This window comes from Xanthomonas arboricola pv. guizotiae (assembly GCF_002940205.1).
GTDB classification, from domain to species: Bacteria; Pseudomonadota; Gammaproteobacteria; order Xanthomonadales; family Xanthomonadaceae; genus Xanthomonas; species Xanthomonas arboricola_C.
In genome coordinates this window covers 67462-88159 of sequence record NZ_MDSK01000003.1, presented here as the reverse complement: position 1 = coordinate 88159, position 20698 = coordinate 67462, and the positions used below count along the sequence as shown (strand labels likewise).

Here is a 20698-nt window from a genome sequence, read left to right as displayed (position 1 = left end):
CCGCGCACCGCAGGCGCTTGCTCAATAACCGGCGGCCTGCCCGTCCTTGCGGCTTTCCGACGCGCCGTAATACACCCCGCTGTCCGGGTCGCGCGCGATCGCCTGGTAGCCGCCATACGGGCCATCGGCAAAGATCACCCGGTGGCCCTTGCGCATCAGTGCGCGAATGGTGTCGTAGGAGAAGCCGGTTTCCAGGTTGAGCTCGCCGCCGTCGCTCATCGCGGTGGCCTGGCCGGTCGGCTCGGTGGAGCCTTCGTGCTGGATGCGCGGCGCGTCGCCGGCCTCCTGCAGATTCATATGGAAGTCCACCAGGTTCATCACGATCTGCACGTGCCCCTGTGGCTGCATCGCCCCGCCCATCACCCCGAAGCTCAGCCACGGCTTGCCGTCCTTGGTGACGAAGGCGGGAATGATGGTCTGGAACGGCCGCTTGCCCGGCGCGTAGCCGTTGGGGTGATCCTTTTTCAGCACGAACATCTCGCCGCGGTCCTGCAGGATGAAGCCCAGCCCCGGCGGGGCCATGCCGCTGCCCATGCCGCGATAGTTGGACTGGATCAGCGAGACCATCATGCCGTCGGCATCGGCCACGGTCATGTAGATGGTGTCGCCCTCTTCCAGTTGCTTGGGCGTGCCCGGCTGCACTTCCTTGAGTGCCTTGTCCATCGAGATCAGCGCGCGGCGCTGCGCGGCGTAGTCCTTGGAAACCAGCCTGGTCAACGGCGCCGGCTGGAAGGCGGGGTCGGCATAGAAGCGCGCGCGGTCGGCGAAGGCCAGCTTCTTGGCTTCGGTGAACAGGTGCACGTGTTCGGCCGAACCATACGGGATCTTGGAGAAATCGTAGCCTTCCAAGATATTGAGCATCTGCAGCGCGGCGATACCCTGGCTGTTGGGCGGCAACTCCCAGACGTCATAACCACGGTAGTGGGTGGACACCGGCTCCACCCACTCGCCGGTGTGGCTGGCCAGATCTTCATAGCTCAGGTAGCCGCCATTGGCCTTGAAATAGGCGCCGATGGTGCGCGCGATGTCGCCCTTGTAGAACGCATCGCGGCCGCCGTCGGCAATCTGCTGCAAGGTGTTGGCCAGGTTCGGGTTCTTCCACAGCTCGCCCTTGCGCGGAGCATGGCCGTCGATGGTGAACTGCTCCTTGAAGCCGGGGTACTGCGACAGCCGCGGCACCGAGCGGTCCCAGTAATAGGCGATGGTCTCGGCCACCGGATGGCCCTCGCGGGCATAGCGGATCGCCGGGGCCAGGTTCTGCGCCATCGGCTTGCGCCCGAAGCGCTCGTGCAGCGCGAACCAGCCATCCACCGCGCCCGGCACCGAGACCGGCAACGGGCCGGTCGGCGGTATGTCCTTCAGCCCACGGCGCTGGAACTCGGCCAGGGTCAGCGACCTGGGCGAGCGGCCCGAGCCGTTGTAGCCATAGAGCTTGCTGGTCTTGGGGTCCCAGACGATGGCGAACAGATCCCCGCCGACGCCGTTGCCGGTCGGCTCCATCAGGCCCAGCGCGGCATTGGCGGCAATCGCCGCATCCACTGCCGAGCCGCCGTTCTTCATGACATCCAGCGCGATCTGGGTGGCCAACGGCTGCGAGGTCGCTGCCATCGCATGCGGGGCGATGACTTCCGAACGGGTGGCAAACGGCTGCCCGGTGATCCGGTCGGCAGCACTGAGGGGCGGCGCAAGCAGCGCCAGGGCAGACACCAACAACACAGGTACACGACGCATGACAATAGATCCCCGGACACCACAGGTGAGTGGGCAACCATACCAGCGGGTCGGGCCGCCTCGCTCGGCAAGCGCTGCCTGCCAGCACAAATGTCGCGCATTTGGTGACTCGCATCGCCCGTCACCGCCCTGCAGCGATGCGGTTTCAACAGCAACCATGCTGCTGCCACGCGGTTTCGCGCGGCACAGCGCCCATTGATGCGGCCGTTTCATGCGCAAGGGTTGACACCCCACCTGCAGCGATGGTTATCTCAGCCACATGTCGCACCGCCACACCACCTCGAACGCCCCAGTGTCCGCGCCCACAGGCGCGTCGGCAGCGTCGCTGCTCGTGCTCGTACTTATTACCTCGCCAACCGGTGCGGGACGGGACTTCGTGTAGGCAGCAGGCACACAAGGCTTCGATCAGACCCCGCACCGGCAACGGCGCGGGGTTTCGCGTTTCAGGGACCACCAAAAGTTTCGAATGACATGAACGACATCACCGACATCGCCAGCAGCTGCCCTACCCGCGCCGACCACTGCGCTGGTGCAGTGCCTGCGTGGCCGGTGCCGTCGTCCATCCCCGCCTTAGTCGGCCGGCCAGCCGCTGACGCTGCCTGCTGATCCTCTTCCCACTGCCAACCCCGCAAGGACTACTCCATGAGCAACGACACCCAACCGAAAATCGCGATCATCGGCTACGGCAGCCAGGGCCGCGCGCATGCGCTGAACCTGCGCGATTCCGGCTTCGACGTCACCGTCGGCCTGCGTGCCGGTGGCCCGACCGAATCCAAGGCTCAGGCCGACGGCTTCACCGTGGTGGCGCCGGCCGAGGCGGTCAAGAGTGCCGACCTGGTCGCCATCCTGACCCCGGACATGGTGCAGAAGAAGCTCTACGAAGAGGTCATCGCCCCGAACATGAAGCAAGGCGCCTGCCTGCTGTTCGCGCATGGCTTGAACGTGCATTTCGACATGATCACCCCGCGCGCCGATCTGGACGTGGTGCTGGTCGCGCCGAAGGGTCCGGGCGCGCTGGTGCGTCGCGAATATGAGATCGGCCGCGGCGTGCCGTGCATCTATGCGGTCTACCAGGACACCAGCGGCAAGGCCGAGCAGTTCGCGCTGACCTATGCCGGCGGCCTGGGCGGCGCGCGCGCCAACATCATCAAGACCACTTTCAAAGAAGAGACCGAAACCGATCTGTTCGGCGAGCAGGCCGTGCTGTGCGGCGGCGCCTCGTCGCTGGTGCAGGCCGGGTTCGAAGTGCTGGTGGAAGCCGGCTACCAGCCGGAGATCGCGTACTACGAAGTGCTGCACGAACTGAAGTTGATCGTGGACCTGTTTTACGAAGGCGGCATCACCCGCATGCTGGAATTCGTGTCCGAAACCGCGCAATACGGCGATTATGTCAGCGGCCCGCGCGTGATCGACGCCAGCACCAAGGCGCGCATGAAGGACGTGCTGACCGATATCCAGAACGGCACCTTCACCAAGAACTGGGTGGCCGAGTACGAAGCCGGCCTGCCGAATTACACCAAGTTCAAGCAGGCCGATCTGGAGCACCCGATCGAGGAAGTGGGCAAGAAGCTGCGCGCCAAGATGGTGTGGCTCAACGGCGAACAGCAGGCCGCTGCCGCACCTGCGAATCAACAAGCGGCGTAATGCCGCCGCACCCCCACCGCTAACACCGAAGGTCCGCAACGCATGAACACCTCCGCACACAGCACGCCCCGCAACGGCGCGCGCTGGCTGACGCAGGCCCTGGAAGCCGAAGGCGTGGAAACGCTGTTCGGCTATCCGGGCGGCACCATCATGCCGTTCTACGACGCCCTGGTGGATTCCAGGCTCAAGCACATCCTGGTCCGTCACGAACAGGGCGCCGCGCTCGCCGCCAACGGCTATGCCCGTGCCAGCGGTCGGGTCGGCGTGTGCGTGGCCACCTCCGGCCCGGGCGCCTCCAACCTGGTCACCGGCATCGCCGATGCGATGCTCGATTCGGTGCCGATGGTATGCCTGACCGGCCAGGTCGCCACGCCATTGCTGGGCACCGACGCGTTCCAGGAACTGGACGTGTTCGGCATGACCATGCCGATCGTCAAGCACAGCTTTCTGGTGCGGCGTGTGGAGGAGCTTCCGGAGGTGGTGCGCGAAGCGTTCCGCATTGCGCGCGAGGGACGCCCCGGGCCGGTGCTGATCGACCTGCCCAAGGACGTGCAGATCGCCGACGCCTCGCATCTGCCCGATCATGTGCCGGCGGCGGTACTGCCGCCCCCGGCTCCGGAAGATGCGAAACTGGCCGACGCGCTGGCGGCCATCGCCAGCGCCGAACGCCCGGTGGTGTACGGCGGTGGTGGCATCGCCCTGGCCGGTGCGGTGGAGGCGTTTCGGCGCTTTGTCGAAGCCACCGGCATTCCCACCGCGCTGACCTTGCGCGGCCTGGGCGCGTTGCCGCATGCGCATCCGGAGTATCTGGGCATGCTGGGCATGCACGGCACCCGTGCGGCCAATATGGCGATCCAGGAATGCGATCTGTTGGTGGTGGTCGGCGCGCGCTTCGACGACCGGGCCACCGGCAAGCTGAGCGAATTCGCACCATTCGCACGCGTCATCCATCTGGATGCCGATGCATATGAGATCTCCAAGCTGCGCACCGCCGATATCGCGGTGCCCGGCGATGTGGCGGTCAGTCTGAAAGCGCTGAGCGCAGCACGTGGCAATTGCCAGGCATGGCGCACGCGCTGCTTTGCCAACCGCGAAAAGTTCGGCGCACGTTACGACGCGCCCGGTACCGATATCTACGCGCCGGCGCTATTGAAGCGCCTGAGCGAAGTGGCCCCGGCCGACACCATCATCGCCTGCGATGTGGGTCAGCACCAGATGTGGGTGGCCCAGCATTGCCGCTTCAACGATCCGCGCAATCACCTCACCAGCGGGGCGCTCGGCACCATGGGCTTCGGCCTGCCGGCGGCGATGGGCGCGCAGTTCGCCTGCCCCGACCGCACCGTGGTGCTGGTCTCCGGCGATGGCAGTTTCATGATGAACGTGCAGGAGCTGGTGACGATCGCGCGTTGCAAGCTGCCGGTGAAGATCGTGCTGCTGGACAACAGTTCGCTGGGCATGGTGCGGCAGTGGCAGGAACTGTTCTTCGCCGAGCGTTACAGCGAAATCGATCTGTCCGACAACCCGGATTTTGCGGCGCTGGCGCAGGTGTTCGGCATCCCGGCCAAGCGCATCATCGCGCGCGGCGATGTCGATGCCGCGCTGGCCGACCTGCTGGCACAACCCGGCCCCGGCCTGCTGCATGTGGCCATCGACGCACGTGCCAACGTGTGGCCGCTGGTGCCGCCCAACAACGCCAACAGCACCATGCTGGACAGCAATCCCGCACATGCGGCCAAGGAGACATCGCATGCGTTACCGGCTTGATCTGGTGCTGAAGCCGGCCGAAGGCGCATTGGTGCGCGTGCTCGGCATGACCGAGCGACGCGGCTTCCGCCCCTACGCCATCCAGGGCGCCAGCGCCCCGGACGATGCCGGCCGCTGGCATCTGCAACTGGACGTGGACAGCTCCCGCCCGCCGGAAACGCTGCGCCTGCAATTGGAAAAGGTCTACGACTGCGAGGCGGTGGTGATCACCGCGCTGGACTCAGTCGAGGTCGCGGCGTGAACGCCCAGACCTCGCGCGAGCATGAAACCGCTGTCCGGAGGTGTCTTCTCCCGGATCGGCCGTGCGCGTGCCGCAATGCCTGATTCCGGCCGCCCCTCCCCGCAGGAGCCAGACGTAGGCGACGTGGCGGTCAGCGTGGCCGACGTGCTGGCCGCGCAGGCCCGTCTGCGCAAGTACCTGTCGCCCACGCCGCTGCATTACGCCGAGCGCTTCGGCGTGTGGTTGAAGCTGGAAAACCTGCAGCGCACCGGCTCCTACAAGGTGCGCGGCGCATTGAATGCGTTGCTGGCGGGGCTGGAGCGTGGCGACGAGCGCCCGGTGATCTGCGCCTCGGCTGGCAACCACGCGCAAGGTGTGGCGTGGTCGGCGTACCGGCTGGGCGTGCAGGCGATCACGGTGATGCCCTACGGCGCGCCGCAGACCAAGATCGCCGGCGTCGCCCACTGGGGTGCCACCGTGCGCCAGCATGGCAACAGCTACGACGAGGCGTTCGCGTTCGCGCGCGAGTTGGCCGACCAGAACGGCTACCGCTTTCTGTCTGCCTTCGACGACCCGGATGTGATCGCCGGGCAAGGCACGGTCGGCATCGAGCTGGCGGCGCATGCGCCGGACGTGGTGATCGTGCCGATCGGCGGCGGCGGGCTGGCCTCCGGGGTGGCGCTGGCGCTGAAATCGCAAGGCGTGCGCATCGTCGGCGCGCAGGTGGAAGGGGTCGATTCGATGGCGCGCGCCGTCCGCGGCGATCTGCGCGAAATCGCTCCCGTCCCCACCCTGGCCGACGGCGTGAAGGTCAAGATTCCCGGCTTTCTGACCCGCCGCCTGTGCTCGAGCCTGCTCGACGATGTGGTGATCGTGCGCGAGGCCGAACTGCGCGAAACGCTGGTGCGCCTGGCCCTGGAAGAACACGTCATCGCCGAGGGCGCTGGCGCGCTGGCCTTGGCCGCCGGTCGCCGCGTTTCGGGGAAACGCAAGTGTGCGGTGGTCTCTGGCGGTAATATCGACGCAACCGTTCTGGCCACACTCTTGTCCGAGGTGCGGCCGCGGCCGCCACGCAAGCCGCGTCGTCGCAATACCGAGCGACTTCGCAACGAACGCAGCGCCAAGTCATTTCCCGAGACACCCGTTCTTTCCCGCCCATCCGCAGTCGCTTCAACGCCTGTCACCGCCATCGCCGTAGAGGAGTCTTCCTGGTGAACACGACCGTATCCAACCAGACCCCGCGTATCCGAATTTTCGACACCACCCTGCGCGACGGCGAGCAATCCCCCGGCTGCAGCATGACGCCCCAGCAAAAGCTGGTGATGGCGCGCGCGCTGGACGAACTCGGCGTGGACATCATCGAAACCGGTTTCCCGGCCAGTTCGCATTCCGACCGCGAGGCCGTCGCGATGATCGGCCGCGAACTGCTCCGCCCCACCCTGGCGGTGCTGTCGCGCTGCCTGCAGGCCGATATCGAAACCTCCGCACGCGCGCTGGAGGCGGCGGCCAATCCGCGCCTGCATGTGTTCCTGTCCACCAGCCCGCTGCACCGCGAGCACAAGCTGCGCATGAGCCGCGAGCAGGTGCTGGAGTCGGTGCACAAGCATGTGACGCTGGCGCGCGGCTATATCGACGACATCGAGTTCTCCGCCGAAGACGCCACCCGCACCGAAGAGGATTTCCTGGCCGAGGTGGCGCGCGTGGCGATCGCCGCCGGTGCCACCACGATCAATCTGCCCGACACGGTAGGCTTCACCACGCCGGAAGAAATCCGCGGCATGTTCTCGCGCCTGATCGCCAGCGTGGAAGGTGCCGACACCGTGATCTTCAGTGCGCACTGCCACAACGATCTGGGCCTGGCGGTGGCCAACTCGCTGGCGGCGATCGAAGGCGGCGCCCGGCAGGTCGAATGCACCATCAACGGCATCGGCGAGCGCGCCGGCAACTGCGCGCTGGAAGAAATCACCATGGCACTGAAGGTGCGTGGTGCGTTCTACAACATCGATACCGACATCAATACCCCACGCATCGTCTCCACCTCGCAGTTGCTGCAGCGCCTGGTCGGCATGCCGGTGCAGCGCAACAAGGCGGTGGTCGGCGGCAATGCGTTCGCGCACGAGTCGGGCATCCACCAGCACGGCATGCTGCGCCATCGCGGCACCTACGAAATCATGCGTCCGGAAGACGTGGGCTGGGAGTCCTCGCAGATGGTGCTTGGCCGCCACAGCGGCCGCGCTGCGGTGGAACAGCGCCTGCGTGCCTTGGGCTATCTGCTGGAGGAAGAGGAGGTCAGACTGGTCTTCGAGCAGTTCAAGGCATTGTGCGAAAAGCAGCGCGTGGTCACCGACGCGGACCTGCAGGCCTTGATGCAGGATGTCACCGTGCAGGAAGGCTACCGCCTGGCATCGATGACCATCAGCGATGTCGGCAGCCGTGCCAATGCGCTGGTGGAATTGTCCGACCCGGAAGGCAATCGCGTGGCCGAAACCGCGCAAGGCAATGGCCCGGTGGATGCGCTCTTCGGCGCGCTGGCCTCGGCCACGGGCGTGAAGCTGGAATTGGACAGCTACCAGGTGCACAGCGTGGGCATCGGCGCAGATGCGCGCGGCGAAGCCAGCCTGAGCGTGCGCCACGACGGCGTGGAATACGAAGGCACCGGCACCAGCAAGGACATCATCGAAGCCAGCGCCCTGGCATGGCTGGATGTGGCCAACCGCCTGCTGCGGCAGCGCGAGCGTGGCGTGGTCGCCGGCAAGACGGCTGCGGTGGCGTAACACCGCTCATTCGCTGGACGATGCAAACCTGACGGCCGGCAGCGTGATCTGCTGGCCGTTTTGGTTTTGGTGTTTGGTGTTCCAACCTTCTTGCAAGTGCGTCGACTTCCTGCGGGCGCCTGTGTACCTACCGACACCGGATGCGGCGCCGCGCCGCCGACCGCCCCTGCGTGCCGACCAGTCCTGCGCACGACATCCGCCGATTTCATGCCAGCGCCTCGGTCGAATGATGTGGTCACGAATCGGTCAACCAAACGAAAGTGGCTATCGTCCGAAGAACGATAGCCACCAGTACAGCCACGGAGCCTCGGGGAAGCGAGCGCTGCTACAGCGCGGCCAGCACTGCATCGCCCATTGCCACCGTGCCAACCTTGGTCGTGCCTTCCGACCAGATGTCGGCGGTGCGCAGGCCTTGGTCGAGCACCTTGCCGACCGCTTGCTCGATCGCATCCGCTGCGGCGGATTGCGCAAACGTGTAGCGCAACATCATTGCCACCGACAGGATGGTGGCCAGCGGATTGGCGATGCCCCTGCCTGCGATGTCCGGCGCCGAGCCATGGCACGGCTCGTACATGCCCTTGCTGTTGGCATCCAGCGAGGCCGAGGGCAGCATGCCGATCGAACCGGTGAGCATCGACGCCTGGTCGGACAGGATGTCGCCGAACATGTTGTCGGTCACGATCACGTCGAACTGCTTGGGCGCACGCACCAACTGCATCGCCGCATTGTCCACGTACATGTGCGACAGCGCGATGTCCGGATAGTCCGTGGCCACTTCTTCGACGACGGCACGCCACAGCTGGCTCGATGCCAACACATTGGCCTTGTCCACCGAACACAGCTTCTTGCCGCGCAGACGTGCCATCTCGAAGCCGGCCTTGGCGATGCGGCGGATCTCGCTTTCGCTGTATGGCAGCGTGTCGTAGGCCTGACGTTCGCCGTTTTCCAGCGTGCGCGTGCCCCGCGGCTGACCGAAATAAATACCGCCGGTGAGCTCGCGCAGGATCAGCAGATCCAGCCCGGACACCACCTCCGGCTTGAGCGTGGAGGCATCCGCCAGTTGTGGATACAACAATGCCGGACGCAGGTTGGCGAACAACCCAAGCTGCGAACGGATCTTGAGCAGGCCCCGCTCCGGGCGCAGCGATGGGTCGATGGTGTCCCATTGCGGCCCACCGACCGCACCCAGCAGCACCGCGTCGGCAGCGCGCGCGCGCTCCAGCGTTTCGTCGGCCAGCGGGCTGCCGTACTTGTCGTAGGCCGCGCCACCCAGTTCGTCGTACACCAGGCTGAAGCCTAGTCCGTGCTGCGCATCGATGCGCGTCAGCACCTTGACCGCTTCGGCCATGATCTCCGGGCCAATGCCGTCGCCGGGAAGAATCAGAATCTGCTTGCTCATGCAATCCTCGTCAGTTGGCGCCGCAGCGCCTTGGAAATCAACATCGCGCCACACGCACCTGGCATGACCGGCTCATCGGTGACCGCCGGCGACATTACCGCAGCGCGCCGAACAGCCACGGTTGACGCGCGCGATGGCCTTGCTCGAAGCGACCGATCGCATCGGCGTCCTGCAGGGTCAGGCCGATGTCGTCCAGGCCATTGAGCAGGCAGTGCTTGCGGAATGCATCGATGTCGAAGCCGTATTCCACGCCATCGGGGCGGCGCACGCGCTGTGCGGCCAGATCCACGGTGAGTCGGTAGCCCTCGGTGGCCAGGCATTGCTCGAACAGGGCGTCCACCTCTGCTTCGGCCAGCACGATCGGCAGCAGGCCGTTCTTGAAGCTGTTGTTGAAGAAGATGTCGGCGAAGCTGGGCGCGATCAGGGTGCGGAAGCCGTATTCGTCCAGCGCCCACGGCGCGTGCTCGCGCGAGGAGCCGCAGCCGAAGTTCTCGCGCGCCAGCAGCACGCTGGCACCCTGATAGCGCGGGAAATTGAGCACGAACTCCGGATTGAGCGGGCGCTGGCTGTTGTCGCGGCCGGGCTCGCCGATGTCCAGATACCGCCATTCGTCGAACAGGTTCGGCCCGAAGCCGGTGCGCTTGATCGACTTGAGAAATTGCTTGGGAATGATCTGGTCGGTATCGACATTGGCGCGATCCAGCGGCGCCACCAGTCCGGTGTGTTGGGTAAAAGGGGTCATTGGAATGCCGGGAATTGGGAGTGGAGAATGGGGAATTGGCAGAGCGGAGACAGGACGGACGTTGCGATTCTCTATTCCCGATTCTCGATTCCCTGCAACGCACGCACATCGACAAAATGCCCACTCACCGCCGCCGCTGCGGCCATCGCCGGGCTGACCAGATGGGTGCGGCCGCCGGCGCCCTGGCGGCCTTCGAAATTGCGGTTGGAGGTGGAGGCGCAGTGCTCGCCACTGCCCAGCTTGTCCGGGTTCATCGCCAGACACATCGAGCAGCCCGGCTCGCGCCATTCGAAACCGGCGTCAAGAAATACCTTGTCCAGCCCCTCGGCTTCGGCCTGCGCTTTCACCAGACCAGAGCCCGGCACCACCAACGCCTGCTTGATGGTGGAAGCGACCTTGCGGCCCCTTGCGACCGCAGCGGCCGCGCGCAGGTCTTCGATGCGCGAGTTGGTGCACGAGCCGATGAACACGCGGTCCAGGCGGATCTCGGTGATCGGCTGGTTTGCGCGCAAGCCCATGTACTTCAGCGCGCGCTCGATCGAATCGCGCCGGGTCGGATCCTGTTCGGCGGCCGGGTCCGGCACCTGCTGATCCACCGCCAGCACCATTTCCGGCGAGGTGCCCCAGCTGACCTGCGGCTTGATGTCTTCGGCGCGCAGCTCCACCACCGTGTCGAAGTGCGCGTCGGCATCGGAGACCAGCGTGCGCCACAGCGCGACGGCCGCCTCCCAGTCGGCGCCCTTGGGCGCGAACGGGCGACCTTGCACGTAGGCAATGGTCTTTTCGTCCACCGCCACCATGCCCACGCGCGCACCGGCTTCGATGGACATGTTGCAGATGGTCATGCGGCCTTCCATCGACAGTGCGCGGATCGCGCTGCCGGCAAATTCCAGTGCATGCCCGTTGCCGCCGGCGGTGCCGATCCTGCCGATCACCGCCAGCACGATGTCCTTGGCGGTCACACCGAACGGCAGCGTGCCTTCCACGCGCACCTGCATGTTCTTCATCTTCTTGGCGATCAGGCACTGCGTGGCCAGCACGTGCTCGACCTCGGAGGTGCCGATGCCGTGCGCCAGCGCGCCGAACGCGCCATGCGTGGAGGTGTGCGAATCGCCGCAGACCACGGTCATGCCCGGCAGGGTGGCGCCCTGCTCCGGGCCGACCACATGCACGATGCCCTGGCGCGCATCGTTCATCTTGAACTCGAGAATGCCGAAGTCGTCGCAGTTCTCGTCCAGCGTCTGCACCTGCAGGCGCGACACCTCGTCGGAGATCGACTCCAGGCCGCCCTGGCGCTCGGCACGCGTGGTCGGCACGTTGTGGTCGGGCGTGGCGATATTGGCGTCGATGCGCCACGGTTTGCGCCCGGCCAGGCGCAGGCCTTCGAAGGCTTGCGGCGAGGTCACTTCGTGCAGGATGTGGCGGTCGATATAGATCAGCGACGAACCATCGTCACGGCGTGTGACCTCGTGCAGGTCCCACAGCTTGTCGTACAGCGTCTTGGCAGTCATCGCGGCAACCCGAGTGGCGGATGGTGGGAGCACCCACCTGGCTGAGGTCGATGCTAGGAGCTTGCCTTGGATAACGCAAATTCATATTGTTTATTCAACAAATGAATTTCAGGAATGGCAATGGATCTGGCAAGCCTCAATGCGTTCGTGGCGATCGCCGAAAGCGGCAGCTTCTCGGCGGCAGGCGAGGCCTTGCACCTGACCCAGCCGGCGGTGAGCAAACGCATCGCGCAACTGGAGGCGCAACTGTCGGCACGGCTGTTCGACCGCCTGGGTCGGCAAGTGGTGCTGACCGAAGCCGGCCAGGCGCTGTTGCCACGCGCGCAACGCATCCTGGCCGAGCTGCAGGACACCCGCCGCGTGCTGGAGCATCTTGGCGCAGCGGTCGGCGGGCGCCTGAGCCTGGCCACCAGCCATCATGTCGGCCTGCACCGCCTGCCCGCCCTGCTGCGCGGCTTCGCCGTACAACACCCGCAGGCCGCGCTGGACATCCAGTTCCTGGATTCGGAGCTGGCCTATGCCGCGGTGCTGCGCGGCGAGGTGGAACTGGCGGTGACCACGCTGGCACCAGACACGCGCGCGCCGCTGCGTGCGCAGCCGATCTGGCATGACCGCCTGCAGTTCGTGGTGGCGCCGGATCACCCGCTGGCCGCCTTGCGCGCGGTGTCGCTGGACGATGTGGTGGCGCATCCGGCGGTGCTGCCGGACCCGGGCACGTTCACCCACCGCATCGTCGCCGGCCTGTTCGCCGAACGCGCCCTGGTGCCGAGCCTGCGCATGACCACCAACTATCTGGAGACGATCAAGATGCTGGTGTCGGTGGGCCTTGCGTGGAGCGTGTTGCCGGAGCGCATGATCGACCATCAGATCGTGGCGCTGCCGCTGCCGGATGTGACGCTGTCGCGCGAGCTGGGCTGCGTGACCCATGGCGGGCGCACCCTGTCGCGCGCCGCGCAGGCGTTTGTTGCGTTGTTGCATGCGCAGGCGGATCCGCTGCAGACGTGAGCGCGGCAGCTCCACGCAGCCGGCAACGCAGCAGCCTTATTGATCCACCAACCGATCGCGCCCCAGCCGCTTGGCCTGGTACAGGCGGCGGTCTGCCAGCGCCAGCAATTCGCGCCGGCTCGGTGCCTCATCGCTCATCGCCATGCCCATGCTGGCGGTGCAGCGCACCGTCGTGCCCTGCGTCTGGACAGCGATCGCGGCGAGCCGCTGGCGCATGCGTTCGAACAGCGCGCGCGCCTGCGCCGCGTCCACACCCACTGCCGCGAGCAGAAACTCTTCGCCACCGTGGCGCGCGGCAAAGCACTGCGCCCGGTCCCGCTCGTTGAGTGCTTCGCCGATCGCGCGCAGCACCGCGTCGCCGACCTCGTGGCCATAGTCGTCGTTGATGCGCTTGAAGTGGTCGATATCCATCAGCGCCAACGCCAACGGGGCGCCACCGGCGTGCGCATCGTCGAACCATTGCTGCAGGACACGCTCGGCCTCGCGCCGATTCGGCAGGGCGGTCAGCACGTCGTGGCTGGCGCGGTATTCCAGCTGGCGCATCAACGCTTCGCGTTCCTGGCTGGCCTGCTGCAGCGCCAGGTTCTTGTCGCTCAGTTCGCGTGTGCGCTTGTCGATCACCGTGTTGAGCTGGCGCTGACGCCGGCGATAACTGGCGGTGCGCCACAGATAGAGCCCGTAGACCAGGCTGCCCAGGCCGAGGATGCCCAGGGCGATCACTTCGCCGCGACGCCACCACGGTGGCGCCAGTACGATCGCCAGGCTGGATTCGCCCAACAGCGCGGTCTGCCGCCAGTCCACCGGCAGCGACATCGCCTGGACGCGGAAGCGGAAACGGCCCGGCGGCAGATTGGTGTAGACCGCCTCGCTGGCGCTGTCGGCGTCCACCCAGTCCGGGTCGAAGCCCTCCAGCCGGTAGCGGTAGCGCACCTTGTCCGGGCCACGGAAATTCAACCCGGCATAGCCGATGGCGATGCGCCGGGTCTCCGCACCGAAGCGATGCAGGCCATTGAGCGGCTGCACCGTGCCGTCGACCAGCAGGCGCTCGAACACGATCGGCACGCGATGGCCTTGCAAGGTACCCACGCGCGCCGGATCGATCACCCCCAGGCCCGCGGCGGTGGGGAACAGCAGCTGCCCGGACTGCGTCATCCAGCCGGCCGGCGCGCTGCTGCCGTTGCCCTGATTGCCGGGCATGCCGTCGCTGCGATCCACCACCTCCACGCTCAACTGCTCGCGCGTACCGGCATCGAGCTGATCGAAGTCGCTGCGCGCGATACGGAACACGCCATGGTTGCTCGACAACCAGAAATAACCGCGGCCGTCATCGATCACCCGGAACACCTTGTCGCGCGGCAACCCGACCCGGTGGTCGTAGACGCGAAAGGTCTCTCCACTCAGGCGCAGCAGGCCGCGATCGCTGGCGATCCACAGATCCCCCTTGGCATCGCGCAGGAAGTCGAAGGCGTTCTGCCCGGGAAAATCCTGCTCGCCCAGCCACGCGCGCGTGCTGCCGTTTGCCGACAGCGCGGTCATGCCGCGATCGGTGCCGATCCATACAGTGCCCAGCGTGTCGCGATACAGCACCTGCACCGAGCCATCGGGTACGCCGTCGGCGGCGGTGTAGCGGCGTGCCTTGCCATCGCGCCAGCGCACCAGCCCGGCCGTGGTGCCGATCCACAGCGCCTGGCCGTCCGGCAGCACCGCGCGCACCGACAGCGACGGCAGGCCGTCGGCCGCGCCGATGCGCGCCAGCACGCGACCCTGCGCGTCCAGCCGCACCACGCCCTGGCTGTAGGTGCCGGCCCAGACGCCGCCATCGCCGGCGTCGGCCAGGGCCAGCACCGACTGCTCCAGCACGCGTCCGCCCTGGTTCGGCACCACCGACACACGGCTGATCTGACGATTGCGCCAGCGGTCCAGGCCCACCGCGCTGCCCACCCACACGGTGCCGTCGCCGGTCTGCAACACCGTGCGCACATAGTCCGAGGCCAGCCCGTCCTCGTGGGTGATGCCGTGCGCGGCGCCCTCGGCAATGCGGAACAGGCCGTGCGTGCTGCCGACCCAGATCAGGCCCTCGGCGTCTTCCAGCAGCGCCGGGCTGGCCACTCCTGAAATGGCGATCTGTTCGTCGGGCGCATCCGCGCCGCTGTGGACCACCAGCGTGCCCGAGGGCAGGCTCATCCACAGATGCCCGCGTCGATCCAGCAGCAATGCATCCACCCGCTGGCCCTGGCGGAACCGCTGCAGGCCGCCGCCGCGGCTCCACCACCACACGCCGTCGTCGCCTGCAACGAGCAGGCCGCCCTGACGATCGCCGGCCAGCCGCCGCACCGGTGCGGCGCGCATCCCATGTGCCTTGCCCCAGGCCTCGGCTGCGCTGCCGTCGCGGGGCAGACGATAGAGCCCGACTTCGGTGCCCACCCATAAATCGCCGCCGCCCTCGGCCGCCAGCGCGGTGATGCGCGCGCGCGGCAGGCCGGCCTGGCGACCGACATCCACCACCCGCCCGTCCGGCTCGATGCGGTACAGCGTCTGCGGCGTGCCGACCCACAATGCGCCGTCGGCGCGCCGCAGCAACGCGCTGACCGCCAGATGCCGCGCCGAAGCGTCGCCCAGTTGCTGCCAGTGGCCGTCCTGGTAGTGGTAGACCCCGTCGAATGCGGTGCCGAACAACATCCCGCCGGTGCTGTCGCGTGCCACCACGAACACGCCCCCCAGCTCGACGCCCGGTGTGTTCTGGCGGTCATACACGGTGAAGTCGCGGCCGTTGAAACGCGCCACGCCTTCCCAGGTGCCAAGCCAGATCAGGCCGTCGGCGCCCTGCGCCACCGCATGCACCAGGTTGTGCGGCAGGCCGTCGTCCATGCTCCAGCGCGTGACGGTGTGATACGCGGTATGGGTCGGCGGCTGGGCGCCGGCCGGCCACGCGCCGAGCAGGATGCAGGCCAGCAATGCCCATCGCCACAGCAGCCCGGTCCGCCGCACGCATGTGCTGCGGACGCAGCCTGCATGCACATGCGCCCAAACCCTGTCCACGCTCTCCCATCCCCTCGTCGTGCTGGCAGAAGGTGCTGCCGACGTGCGCCAACAGACCGTTAGGCAATCTATCACCGGGGGTTTTTCAACGCCCTAGGTGGATTCCCCACACGCATGGGACGCACCATGACACCGGGAGGCATTCAGCTGAAACAATTACCGGCCATCACCAAACCGATGCGTAGCTAACACGAAGGGGCGACCGTTCCTGAGCGCTTCAAGGCGCTGCGCGGGCGGCGAGTATAAATATAGAACCCGATGGTCTAGTATTGACGCATGTCCAGCTCGCCCCCCCTCAAGTCCAAGGCCAGGAGCAACGGCCCCGGACGGCCCAAGGATCTTGGGAAACGCGCCGCCATCCTTGGCGCTGCCCGCACCATGTTCATGGAACAGGGGTATGCCGGTGTCAGCATGGATGGCATCGCCGCGCAGGCGGGCGTGTCCAAGCTCACCGTCTACAGTCATTTTGGCGATAAGGAGAGCCTGTTTTCCGAGGCGATCCGTGCGCAGTGCCAGCACATGATGCCGGACGACCTGTTCGACCACGCCCCCGAGGGCGCGCTGCGCGATCAGCTGATCGAAATCGCCCACGCCTTCTTCGCCATGGTCAGCACCGAATCTGCCATCTCCACCCACCGCATGATGATGGCGCCCGGCACCGGCGACGTGCATGTGCGCGAGATGTTCTGGGACGCAGGCCCCAAGCGCACGCAACAGGCGCTGGCGGATTTTCTGTCCGCGCGGGTCGCCGACGGCCAGTTGGAGATCCCGGATCTGGCGCGCGCTGCGTCGCAATTCTTCTGCCTGCTCAAGGGCGAGCTGTACGCCTTGATGATGTGCGGCCTGCACGGCCAGCCCACCCGCGCGCAGGTGGATGAGCATATCGACACCAGCGTGGACTTCTTTTTGAGGGCGTATGCGCCGCGCTGAGGGCCCCCGGCCTGTGGTGGCGATGACTTCCGGCACTGCGCCGGTTGGCGGCGCGCGGCGATGCTAGATGCGCCAGGCGCCTCGCGCACCGGTAAAATGTTCGCCCCACCGCGTTGGATAACCGCACCATGACGATCGATTTCACCCAGGCCCGCGAAAAGATGGTCGAGCAGCAGATCCGGCCGTGGGACGTGCTGGACCTGCGCGTGCTCGACGTGCTGGCGCGCCTGCCGCGCGAAGCCTTCGTGCCCGAGGCCTACAAGACCCTGGCCTATGTCGATGTGGAAATCCCGCTGTCGGCCGGCCACAAGATGATGAAGCCGGTGGTCGAAGGCCGCATGTTGCAGGCGCTGGATCTGCAGCCCGGCGAAGAGGTGCTGGAAGTGGGCACCGGCAGCGGCTTTGCCACCGCCTGCCTGGCCGCGCTCGCGCGCGAGGTTCTCAGCCTGGAGATCGACCCGACGCTGGCTGCCGCTGCACGCGCCAATCTGGACAGCAGCGGCCTGGGCAGCAACGTGCGTATCGAGACCGCCGACGTGTTCGGCTGGCAGAGCGAGCGCCGCTTCGACGCCATCTGCGTGACCGGCGCGGTCGAGTCGCTGCCGACGCAATGGCTGCAGTGGCTGCGTCCGAACGGACGGCTGTTCGTGGTGCGCGGTCACGATCCGGTGATGGAAGCGGTCCTGGTCCGTGGCGACGTCAACGCGCCGCGCATCGAATCGTTGTTCGAAACCGACCTCGCCTATCTCCAGGGCGCCGCACCGACGCCCCGATTCCAATTCTGATTCCCAAGGAAGCTTTCCCGATGATTCGCCGATCCCTCGTCCTGGCGCTGGCCGCCGCCCTGTCTCCGATGGCTGCGCACGCCACCGACCTGCTGCAGGTCTACGAAATGGCCCGCAACGGCGATCCGCAGCTGGCCGTGGCCGAGTCCACGCGGCTGGTCAATCGGGAAGGCCAGGTGCAGGCGCGTGCGGCGTTGTTGCCGCAGCTGGACGGCACTGCCGGATTCACCCAGGCGCATCGCGAGCTGGAAGGCGTCGATGGCAGAACGACGACCAAGCAGCGCCAGTATTCGGTTCAAGGCAACCAGACCATCTTCAACTGGGCCCAGTTCGCCAATCTGCGCGCGCAGCGTGAAGTGGCCAAGGCGGCCGACTTCACGCTGGAATCTGCCAACAACGACCTGATCACCCGCACTTCGGCGGCGTATTTCCAGGTGCTGGTGGGGATCGAATCGCTGGCCGCAGCCGAGACCAACGAAGCGGCGGCCAAGAAGCAGTTCGACTACGCCGACAAGCGCCTGGAAGTGGGCCTGGCCCCGATCACCGACGTGCACGAAGCCCGTGCCCAGTACGATCAGGCGCGCGCCGACACCATCAATGCCCGCAATACGCTCAAGGATTACTACCAGGCACTGACCGAGCTTACCGGCCAGCCCGTCGTTGGCTTGCGCGCGCTGCCGGAAGAATTCCGCCCGGAAGTGCCCGCCGCTTACGCCAATGTCGATCAACTGGTGGCCACCGCCATTGCCGATAACCCCGCGTTGAAGGCACAGCAGTTGCAGGTCAGCGCAGCCGAGTCGCAGGTCAACGCTGCACGTGCCGGCCATCTCCCCACCCTGAACCTGGGTGCCAATGTCGGCCGCAGCAATAGCTGGGGCGGCCAGGGGGCGGCCGATCAGGCAGCGGGCAACTTCACCACGCAGGGCCGCGATATCGATACCGATTCGATCGGCATCACGCTGTCGATTCCGATCTTCGCTGGCGGTGCCACGCAGTCCGCCGTGCGTCAGGCGCTCTCGCGTCGCGATATCCAGCAAGACACCTACGAGCAGCAGAAGCGCGCGCTGGACCGCAACACGCGCAATGCCTACCAGACCGTGGTTGCCGGCATCAGTGAAGTGGAAGCCCGCCGCCTGGCCGTGGTCTCCGCACAGGCCGCGTACGACGCCTCGCAGGTCGGTCTGGAAGTCGGCACCCGTACGGTGCTGGACGTGGTGCAGAACCAGCGCACGCTGTTCCAGGCGCAGTTGAACTATGCGCAGTCGCGCTACAACTTCCTGCAGAACCGTCTGCTGCTGGGCCAGGCGATCGGCAAGCTCGACATCACCGACCTGCAGGACGTGAACCGCCTGCTGTCGCAGGATGCCGAGTCCAAGCTACAGGGCAGTGGCTCGCTGCAGTAAGACGAGCGGATAGGTAACTAAAAAGGCGGGCGCAGGCCCGCCTTTTTTCTGTCCGATGCAACCGCGTATGCGCGACTGCGCGCAATACCTACGACGACTGCCACATCGCGGGTGATCTGCGGCTTGGCTGGAGGGCCCTTGCCCGCCTACCGCCGCAGGACACGCTGCAAGTACGTCCCTGTAAGCTCTTACGCGGCATCCATGCCGCGTAAGGTCCTGCGACGGTAGGCGGGCAAGGACCAATCATGATGGTCGGTGTGCATGGTTATAAGCAATGCACGACATTCGTTGTTCGGACTTGGTCGCTCCAAGACCGCTTGATGACGTGACTTGGCATGACTGCAACAGATTTACTGCAACGATGCGGCATGCACAGCTATATCTTTCAAGACGCCACGCCATCGCTTACCACCGGCGGTAGATCCGCTGCGATCTGCACCAGCGTGCGGGCCACTGCGCCCTTGCCGTTGGCGACCAGTGCCAGGCCTGCGGCAGCCATTGCTTCGCGTTGTGCGGGGTCACCCAGCAGGCGCGCCAGATCCTGGTACACGCACTCGGCGTCCTCGCAGATGGCAACGGCATCGGCCTCGCGCATGCGCCGCGAAATCTCCGAGAAGTTATGCAGATGCGGGCCGGTGACTGCGGGTGTGCCGACCGCAGCGGGTTCGAGCAGATTGTGTCCACCGATCGGCTGCAGGCTGCCGCCGACGAAGGCGACCTGCGCGCAGGCGTAGAAACTCATCAGCTCGCCCAGGGTATCGATGACGAACACCTTGTCGCGCGCCTGCGGCCATTGCTGGGTCTTGCGTGTGGACACGGCCCAGCCACGTTCGCGCGCCAGCGCCTCGACCTTGGGAAACCGTTCCGGATGGCGCGGCGCCCACAGCAGCAACAGGTCGGGCCATTGCAGCAGCAGCCGCGCATGGATATCGGCCACCGCTGCCTCTTCGCCTTCGTGGGTACTGGCGGCAATCCACACCGGGCGGGTGGCTGGCACATGCGCGCGAAACTGCGCGACCAGCGCCTGCAACTGCGCCGGCGCGGCGATATCGAACTTGAGATTGCCCAGTGCCACCACCTGGTCCGGACGCGCGCCAAGGGTGATGAAACGCTCCGCATCGTCCTGCGACTGTGCCGCCACGCAGGTCACCGTGCGCAGCGCGCGGCTGATCAACGGGGCCAGCACGCGATAACCGCGCAACGACCGCGCCGATAGCCGCGCATTGAGGATGTACAGCGGAATCTTGCGGTCGCGACAGCCGAACAGCATGTTCGGCCACAGTTCGGTTTCCAGGATCAGCGCCAGCCGTGGCCGGAAGTGCTCCAGAAACCGGCCCACGCTACCGGGCACGTCGTAAGGCAGATACACATGGTCGACCGCATCGCCCCACACCGCGCGCACGCGCTCGGAGCCGGTGGGGGTGATGGTGGTGATGACCCAGCGGATATCCGGACGCTGCGCGCGCAGGGCGTTGACCAGCGGCGCGGCGGCATTGACCTCGCCCACCGACACCGCATGCACCCATACGCGCGGGCGACCACAGGCATGCGTGTAGGACGCATAGCGCTCGTTCCAGCGGTTGAAGTATTCGCGCACGCGAAAGCCGCGCCACACCAGGTGATACACCGTCACCGGCAACAACAGGTACAGCAGCGCCGAGTACAGCCCGCGCAACAGCCATTCGATCGGGTCTTTCCGCATTGCTGCAGGATACGGGAGCGTTGCGGCGTGCGCATGTGCACGCCGACGC

15 protein-coding genes are annotated in these 20698 nt (G+C 66.4%); 9 read left to right on the top strand and 6 right to left on the bottom strand.

What is annotated here, in order from left to right; translation table 11 throughout:
* Nucleotides 1–21: 21 nt before the first annotated feature.
* On the bottom strand, nucleotides 22–1731 hold the full coding sequence (gene ggt / locus XarbCFBP7408_RS02890; protein WP_104561226.1) for a gamma-glutamyltransferase: 1710 nt from the start codon (nucleotides 1729–1731) through the stop codon (nucleotides 22–24).
* Nucleotides 1732–2373: 642 nt separating this feature from the next.
* Here ggt and ilvC point away from each other — a divergent pair.
* The 5 genes from ilvC to XarbCFBP7408_RS02865 all read left to right on the top strand — a co-directional run bounded on the left by ilvC (nucleotide 2374) and on the right by XarbCFBP7408_RS02865 (nucleotide 8133).
* The gene (gene ilvC / locus XarbCFBP7408_RS02885; protein WP_104561224.1) at nucleotides 2374–3375 is read left to right on the top strand and encodes a ketol-acid reductoisomerase; all 1002 of its coding nucleotides are present in this window, start codon (nucleotides 2374–2376) and stop codon (nucleotides 3373–3375) included.
* Between the two features lie 42 nt (nucleotides 3376–3417).
* Entirely contained in the window at nucleotides 3418–5139 is a 1722-nt protein-coding gene (ilvG, locus tag XarbCFBP7408_RS02880) for an acetolactate synthase 2 catalytic subunit (RefSeq protein WP_104561222.1), read from the top strand.
* Entirely contained in the window at nucleotides 5123–5380 is a 258-nt protein-coding gene (locus XarbCFBP7408_RS02875) for an ACT domain-containing protein (RefSeq protein WP_104561220.1), read from the top strand. The genes ilvG and XarbCFBP7408_RS02875 overlap by 17 nt, the downstream gene beginning before the upstream one ends.
* A 75-nt stretch (nucleotides 5381–5455) precedes the next feature.
* Nucleotides 5456–6574, top strand: coding sequence for a threonine dehydratase (locus tag XarbCFBP7408_RS02870; RefSeq protein ID WP_104561218.1), 1119 nt, complete (start codon nucleotides 5456–5458; stop codon nucleotides 6572–6574).
* Nucleotides 6571–8133 carry a 2-isopropylmalate synthase gene (locus XarbCFBP7408_RS02865; RefSeq protein ID WP_104561216.1) on the top strand — a complete coding sequence of 521 codons (1563 nt, stop codon included), beginning with the start codon at nucleotides 6571–6573 and terminating at the stop codon, nucleotides 8131–8133. The genes XarbCFBP7408_RS02870 and XarbCFBP7408_RS02865 overlap by 4 nt, the downstream gene beginning before the upstream one ends.
* A gap of 325 nt (nucleotides 8134–8458) precedes the next feature.
* Here XarbCFBP7408_RS02865 and leuB read toward each other — a convergent pair whose 3' ends face one another.
* The 3 genes from leuB to leuC all read right to left on the bottom strand — a co-directional run bounded on the left by leuB (nucleotide 8459) and on the right by leuC (nucleotide 11785).
* A complete protein-coding gene (gene leuB / locus XarbCFBP7408_RS02860; RefSeq protein ID WP_104561214.1) occupies nucleotides 8459–9532 on the bottom strand; it encodes a 3-isopropylmalate dehydrogenase in 1074 nt (357 codons plus the stop codon).
* Nucleotides 9533–9626: 94 nt separating this feature from the next.
* Entirely contained in the window at nucleotides 9627–10274 is a 648-nt protein-coding gene (gene leuD, locus XarbCFBP7408_RS02855) for a 3-isopropylmalate dehydratase small subunit (RefSeq protein WP_104561212.1), read from the bottom strand.
* Between the two features lie 71 nt (nucleotides 10275–10345).
* The gene (gene leuC / locus XarbCFBP7408_RS02850) at nucleotides 10346–11785 is read right to left on the bottom strand and encodes a 3-isopropylmalate dehydratase large subunit (protein ID WP_104561210.1); all 1440 of its coding nucleotides are present in this window, start codon (nucleotides 11783–11785) and stop codon (nucleotides 10346–10348) included.
* A gap of 120 nt (nucleotides 11786–11905) precedes the next feature.
* On the opposite strand from leuC, the gene XarbCFBP7408_RS02845 reads away from it, so the two are divergent.
* Entirely contained in the window at nucleotides 11906–12790 is an 885-nt protein-coding gene (locus XarbCFBP7408_RS02845) for a LysR family transcriptional regulator (protein WP_104561208.1), read from the top strand.
* A 36-nt stretch (nucleotides 12791–12826) separates the two neighbouring features.
* On the opposite strand, the gene XarbCFBP7408_RS02840 is transcribed toward XarbCFBP7408_RS02845, so the two are convergent.
* The gene (locus XarbCFBP7408_RS02840; RefSeq protein WP_104561196.1) at nucleotides 12827–15829 is read right to left on the bottom strand and encodes a ligand-binding sensor domain-containing diguanylate cyclase; all 3003 of its coding nucleotides are present in this window, start codon (nucleotides 15827–15829) and stop codon (nucleotides 12827–12829) included.
* A gap of 276 nt (nucleotides 15830–16105) precedes the next feature.
* Between XarbCFBP7408_RS02840 and XarbCFBP7408_RS02835 the strand changes: the two genes are divergently transcribed.
* The 3 genes from XarbCFBP7408_RS02835 (at nucleotide 16106) to XarbCFBP7408_RS02825 (ending at nucleotide 18947) form a co-directional block, all read left to right on the top strand.
* Nucleotides 16106–16759, top strand: coding sequence for a TetR/AcrR family transcriptional regulator (locus XarbCFBP7408_RS02835; protein ID WP_104561194.1), 654 nt, complete (start codon nucleotides 16106–16108; stop codon nucleotides 16757–16759).
* 128 nt (nucleotides 16760–16887) lie between these two features.
* Nucleotides 16888–17544 (top strand): protein-L-isoaspartate O-methyltransferase family protein, encoded by a 657-nt coding sequence (locus XarbCFBP7408_RS02830; RefSeq protein WP_104561192.1) that lies wholly within the window; start codon nucleotides 16888–16890, stop codon nucleotides 17542–17544.
* A gap of 20 nt (nucleotides 17545–17564) precedes the next feature.
* Complete coding sequence (locus XarbCFBP7408_RS02825; protein WP_104561190.1) at nucleotides 17565–18947, top strand: TolC family outer membrane protein; 1383 nt, start codon at nucleotides 17565–17567, stop codon at nucleotides 18945–18947.
* A 385-nt stretch (nucleotides 18948–19332) separates the two neighbouring features.
* Here XarbCFBP7408_RS02825 and waaA read toward each other — a convergent pair whose 3' ends face one another.
* Complete coding sequence (gene waaA, locus XarbCFBP7408_RS02820) at nucleotides 19333–20649, bottom strand: lipid IV(A) 3-deoxy-D-manno-octulosonic acid transferase (protein WP_104561188.1); 1317 nt, start codon at nucleotides 20647–20649, stop codon at nucleotides 19333–19335.
* Nucleotides 20650–20698: the final 49 nt, after the last annotated feature.